General features: G+C 61.4%; 5 protein-coding genes. 1 reads left to right on the forward strand and 4 read right to left on the reverse strand.

All coding sequences use genetic code 11. The annotated features are described in order from the left end of the window. Positions 1 to 245: 245 nt before the first annotated feature. On the forward strand, positions 246 to 1,127 hold the full coding sequence (locus tag AC0L28_RS04330; protein WP_473475748.1) for a sugar phosphate isomerase/epimerase family protein: 882 nt from the start codon (positions 246 to 248) through the stop codon (positions 1,125 to 1,127). Here the strand turns inward: AC0L28_RS04330 and phnE (AC0L28_RS04335) are convergent. From phnE (AC0L28_RS04335) to phnC, 4 genes are all read right to left on the reverse strand, one after another. Next, positions 1,115 to 2,665, reverse strand: coding sequence for a phosphonate ABC transporter, permease protein PhnE (gene phnE / locus AC0L28_RS04335; protein WP_473475751.1), 1,551 nt, complete (start codon positions 2,663 to 2,665; stop codon positions 1,115 to 1,117). The genes AC0L28_RS04330 and phnE (AC0L28_RS04335) overlap by 13 nt on opposite strands. Before the next feature lie 4 nt (positions 2,666 to 2,669). Beyond that, positions 2,670 to 3,644: a phosphonate ABC transporter, permease protein PhnE gene (gene phnE, locus AC0L28_RS04340; RefSeq protein WP_128184800.1), complete on the reverse strand. Its 975-nt coding sequence runs from the start codon at positions 3,642 to 3,644 to the stop codon at positions 2,670 to 2,672. Between the two features lie 73 nt (positions 3,645 to 3,717). Next, a complete protein-coding gene (gene phnD, locus AC0L28_RS04345; RefSeq protein WP_473475753.1) occupies positions 3,718 to 4,626 on the reverse strand; it encodes a phosphonate ABC transporter substrate-binding protein in 909 nt (302 codons plus the stop codon). A gap of 165 nt (positions 4,627 to 4,791) precedes the next feature. Then, positions 4,792 to 5,646 carry a phosphonate ABC transporter ATP-binding protein gene (gene phnC / locus AC0L28_RS04350; protein WP_023797354.1) on the reverse strand — a complete coding sequence of 285 codons (855 nt, stop codon included), beginning with the start codon at positions 5,644 to 5,646 and terminating at the stop codon, positions 4,792 to 4,794. Positions 5,647 to 5,794: the final 148 nt, after the last annotated feature.

Genomic DNA, 5,794 nt, shown 5'->3' on the forward strand with positions numbered 1-5,794 from the left:
TACTTCCATCACCCCGGCGCCTACTATCTTTTTTTAGCTGCTCCCCCCCTCCCCCAGTAACACCATCGAATTGCGAAGGGAAATTCGGGGCAATCCGACCTCTCCCCGAGGGGAGAGGAGACGCCGGCGCTGCCGTCTGCCTCTTCTCCCCAGCGGGGAGAAGGTGGCCGCGAAGCGGCCGGATGAGGGGGCTATGGCGAAGTCGGCGGAGGAGCCAGCCGGCCGTCAAAAAGGGAGGGACGTCGATGAAAATCGGCATGTGCATGTTTTTGTGGACGACGGCGGTGTCGAAGAAACACGAGCCGCTGCTCAGGGATATCAAGGCGACCGGCTTCGACGGCGTCGAGATACCGATCTTTGCCGGCACGCCGGACGATTACAAAAAGCTCGGCGCGCTGCTCGACCGCATCGGGCTGGAGCGCACCGCCGTTTCGGCGATGGGCGATCCGGCGATGAATTTGATCTCGGCCGATGCCTCGACGCGCAAAGCCGGCATCGACTATATGAAATGGGCGATCGACTGCACACAAGCGCTTGGCGCCAAAACGCTGAGCGGCCCGCTGCATTCGACGCTCGGCGCCTTCTCCGGCAGTGGGCCGACGGCGGCGGAGAAAAAGCGCTCCGTCGCCTCGCAACGCGCCATCGGCGATCATGCCGGCAACAAAAACGTCACCATCGGGCTGGAGGCGCTCAACCGCTTCGAATGCTATCTGCTCAACACAATGGACGATCTGTCGGAGCATGTCGACGCAATCGATCGGCCGCACATCAAGGCGATGTACGACACTTTCCATGCCAATATCGAAGAGACGGACGCGATCGGCGCGTATTCGCGCAACCGCAAAAAGGTCGTCCATATCCATATTTCGGAGAATGATCGCGGCGTGCCGGGGCGCGGCCACATTCCGTGGCAAGAGACGTTTTCGGCCATCCGCAAGAGCGGCTATGACGACTGGCTGACGATCGAAGCCTTCGGCCGCTCGCTGAAAGATTTGGCGGCGGCTACCAAGGTGTGGCGCGATTTTTCGGAAAGCCCGGAAGCCGTCTACCGCGACGGCTACAAGCACATCAAGAGCGGCTGGAAAAAGGCTGGTGCCTGGACGCAGCCTTCCTCTCAGGCGATCTGAGCTGCCGGCGGGCGGGCGGAAACGCGCCGCTCATCATTGCTGTTTGCGACGGTCCCCATCAGCTTGCGGCGGAGATAGCTGGAGATGCTGTCGAAGATAAAAACGACAAGCAGGATCAGCAGAACCATGTAGAAAACATTGGCCCAGTTGGTGTTGGTGCGCATGGCCTCCCACAATTTCAGGCCGATGCCGCCGGCGCCGACAGCGCCTATGATCGTCGCTGACCGGGTGTTGGATTCCCAGAAATAAAGGGATTGGCTGAGGAATACCGGCAGAACCTGGGGCAGCACGCCGTAGCGCTGCACCATTGCCGGGGTGGCGCCAACCGAGCGGATGCCCTCGCGCTGCTTGTCGTCGATGTTTTCCAGCGCCTCGGAATAAAGTTTGCCCAAGGTTCCGGTGTCGGTGAAGAAGATAGCCGACATGCCGGCCAGCGGCCCAGGACCAAAGCCGCGCGTAAAGAACAGCGCCCAGATCAGCATGTCGACCGAGCGCAGGAAATCGAAGAAGCGCTTTGTCACCTGGTTGGCTATGCGGCTCGGCGTGACGTTGCGCGCAGCCAGGAAGGCGAGCGGAAAGGCGACGATCGAGGCCAGCACGGTGCCGACAAAAGCCATGACGACGGTCTGCAAGAGTTTCAGCCAGACGTCGCCGTGCTGCCACTCGGCATTGTTCAAAATGTTGTCCCAGGCGAGCGCCGCGTTTGATCGCAACGGGTCGATGCGAGCCCCGGAGACGATCAGTGAAGCGACCTCGCTGAACGGCTTTCCCCAGAATGGCGAGTTCGTGTCGAACACGAAATTGGCCCAGCCGAAGAAACGCCGCCAGGCGACCACCTCGTCGTTCTGCACCTCAGCGCGGCCGAGAAATCCGAACGAGACATAGGCTGTCGAGCCTGGCCTGCGTTGCTCGATCCAGTCAGGCAGCGGTTTGCGCGGTGTCACAGAACTGCCCTTGGCGATGTCAAAGACGACGGTTTCGGCGCCGCGCGTCACGGTGACCACGTTTGGCGTGACGGCGATCTGGCCATCGGCAAGGGTGACGATCGCCGCCACGACGGCGTTTTCGCGCACCGTTTCAGGCACCGCAGGAGCGGATTGGCCCGACGGGGCGGCCGGGTTCTCGGCAGTTGGCGCGCCAGGCGCCATGAACGAATCCTGCGACGACTTGTTGGTCGCGATCGCCGGTGCCGGCACTGCCTCGACCTGCCGCTCGATGACGGCCATCTGCTTGGCCACCCAGTCGGGATCTGGATTGGATCCCAGTTTGGAGAAGCGGGAGTAGTCGATCGTCAGATGATTGTCCTTGAACTCGATGTCGGGCCGGATTTCGTAGGACACCCAGTCGGCGAGATACGCGCCGGCAAGGTTCCAGTTCGCCTTTTCGAGAACGGCGGCGACCGAGAAGAACCACGAACAATAGAAGGTGTAGAGAATGCAAAGAAGCATGCCGAACGGAGTGGCGTAGCGCTTCCACAACGAGCGCCGGAACGCCTCCGGATGGCGAGCGGCGATGTCGTTGATGGCGTCAGCATTCATTGCACTACTCTCCGCGCCCGTATGCGAACGCCTGCCGGCCGACAAGACGATGTCTCAGCCATGCCGAAAGCTGGTCGACGGCGACGATCGTGCAGAACAGCAGGAAGACGATGGCGATGGTCTTGGCCTCATGGCCTCGGCCGATCGAAAGACGCAGGGATTCGCCGATGCCGCCGGCGCCGACGGCGCCAAGTATGGTCGAAGCGCGCACATTGATCTCGAAGCGGAGCAGGAAATAGCTGATGAAGTTGGGCAGGACCTGGGGCACTATGCCGAACCACACCCGCTCGACCCAGTTGGCGCCAACGGCGCGCAAGCCTTCCTCAGGTTTCATGTCGGCATTTTCGACGACTTCGAAGAACATTTTTCCGAGCGCGCCGACGGTATGGATGCTGACCGCAATGATCGCAGGAATCGGCCCTAGCGAGAAAATCGCCAGAAAAAAGCCGGCAATGACAATTTCCGGAAAGGCGCGGACGATTTCAAGGAAGCGGCGCGTGAAGAAACGGAGCCAGCGGCTGGCCGTGATATTGCCTGCAGCGAAGAAGCAGAGCAGGAAACCGAATGTGGCGCCCACCAGCGTCGAAAACAGGGCGATGTTCAGCGTCTCGGCCATCCGGTGGAAATACTCCGGAATGTAGATGCCCTGGGTCAGGTAGACCCGGCCTTCCGGGTAGTCGAACTTGAGGCTGCCGTCGTCATAGGGGGACGGCAGGTCGAACAGCGCGCGCACCGGGTCGAACCAGTCGCGCGGCTTCAACTCGGCGAAAAAGTCGGCGACGTAGGGAAGGCGGTCGAAGAACTTTCCGGCGTTGGTTTCGTTGGCGAACCAGAGCGAGCCGGAGAGTGCAAGAAACAGGAAAACCAGGCCGCCGATCGTGTAAAGGCGCCGGCGGGCGGCAAGATCGCGCCAGTGCCGCTCGACGGTGGCTCCCTCCGGTGAAAGCGCGGGCGCGCGGTAAATTTCGGTCGCACTCATCGATAGATCCCCGGCCCCTGATGCGGCAACGCCGCCGGCAGCACGTGGCCCCGGCGGCGTTTTGGCAGTTTGCTTACGAGCCGATCTTCGCCTTACGGGCGTCGATGATCGGCTGGTAGAATTCCGGGGTAACCGGCGAATAGCCCTTGTAATCGCCGCCTTGTATCGCCGAGAAACAGGCCGGATCGGTTTCCGGAAGCTTGGTCAGGAAATCGGTGATCTTCTGCCTGGCGCCGGCGTCGATCGACATACGCAACACCAGCGGGCCGTTCGGGATCAGCGGCGACTGCCACAGTTCGACGAGGTCATCCATCTTGAGGACGCCCTTGTCGACCATCTTGCGCAGATTGCCCGAGCTGTAGCCGTCGTTGAAGTCGCCGACGCCGGAGGCCCAGGTGGTGCCGGCATCGAACGTGCCCTTCAGGACTTCAAGGACAAGCTGTTCATGGCCGCCGCCGAAACCGGTCGACGCGAAGTAGCTCTTCACATCCATGCCGATGTCCTTGGGCAGTGACGTGACCGGGATCAGGTAACCAGAAGTCGAATCGGGATCGGCGAAACCGAGTTTCTTGCCCTTCATGTCGGCGAGCGTCTTGATGTCGGAATCAGCACGCGCGACCATGACCGCACGGTAGCCGGTCGAGCCGTCGGTCTGGATCGTCGTCAGGATCGGTTGAACCGCGTCCTTGTTTTCGAGATAGACCTTGGCGTAGGCCGAAGCGCCGAGCTCGGCAAAGTCGAGCGTGCCGCCGAGCAGGCCCTGGATGACGCCGTCGTAGTCGGCGGCCGGGAACAGCGAAACTTTTTCGACGCCGAGGACTTGCTTGATGTGGTCGGCGAAGCACTGGTAGTTGCGCAGGCGGTCGGCTTCATTCTCGCCGCCCAAAATGCCGACGCGGAATTCCTTCAGATCCTGTGCCTGAACCGCGCCCACCGCCATGGCGATGATGGAAACGGCACCGAAAAGTATTTTTCTAAACATTTCGCGTCTCTCCTGTTGGTTCCGGCATCGCGCCGGCAGCGTTCGAATTTTGACGGCGCTTTTTTTATGCCCGGCCTTGATGCGGACTGGCGGTCCAGGCGCTCTTTCGTCGTTTGCTTTCGTATACTCGTATACCGGTATCCACTTGCCGGATCGTCGACCTAGTTAGCCGGGAAATGCCGGCTCGAGCGGTCCGGCGGATGCGACGATCTTTTGCTTGATGGCGACGCTGGTCGAGGTGATCGCCTCGGAGATTTCGCCGCCATTGCTGTCGGCGCCATAAACCATGCGCACGGCCTCCCGATTGAGCTCTTCGGGCGGGCCGTCGAACACCACCTTGCCGGCTGCCATGCCGATGATGCGGTTGCAATAGGTGCGCGCGGTATCCAGCGTGTGCAGATTGGTGACCACGGTGAGGCCCTCGCGCAGATTGATGTCCTGCAGCGAATCCATCACCACCTTGGCGTTGAGCGGGTCGAGCGAGGCGATCGGCTCGTCGGCGAGGATGACTTTCGGCTGCTGCATCATGGCGCGGGCAATCGCGACGCGCTGCTGCTGGCCGCCGGACAAGGTGCCGGCCGGCTGCAGCGCCGTGCGGGCGATGTCGAGACGTTCGAGCGCCGCGATTGCCTCGGCCCGTTCCTCGCGGGAGAAGACACCGAGCAGATTGACAACGGTCGAGCGGTGATTGAGCCGCCCGAGCAGCACATTGGTCAAAACGTCAAGGCGCGGCACCAGGTTGAATTGCTGAAAGATCATGGCGCAATCGCGCTGCCAGCGCCTGAGCAGCGAACCGCGCAGGCTCGAGACTTCGGCGCCGTCAAAGAAAATCGAGCCCTGGCTGGGATCGATGAGGCGGTTAATCATGCGCAAAAGCGTCGACTTGCCTGCACCCGAGCGGCCGATGATGCCGACCATCTGGCCTTGAGGGATCGAGATGTCGACATTGCTGACGGCGGTGTTCCTGCCAAACCGACGGGTGACGCCGCGGATTTCGAGCGTGGCTGAGGTTGCTGACATAGGCAAGTTCCAGTCCAGTCGCGTTTCGAAGGTCTGTTAGCCTTGGCTAGCGCAGCCGCATGAAACCGCGGTGTCGGATTGATGTCAGTTTTGTTACCGTCCACAGCCTGGAAGGGGGCGAGCCGGCGGACGCGGTTCGATCAAGTGA

This window comes from Mesorhizobium sp. WSM4847 (genome assembly GCF_055811335.1).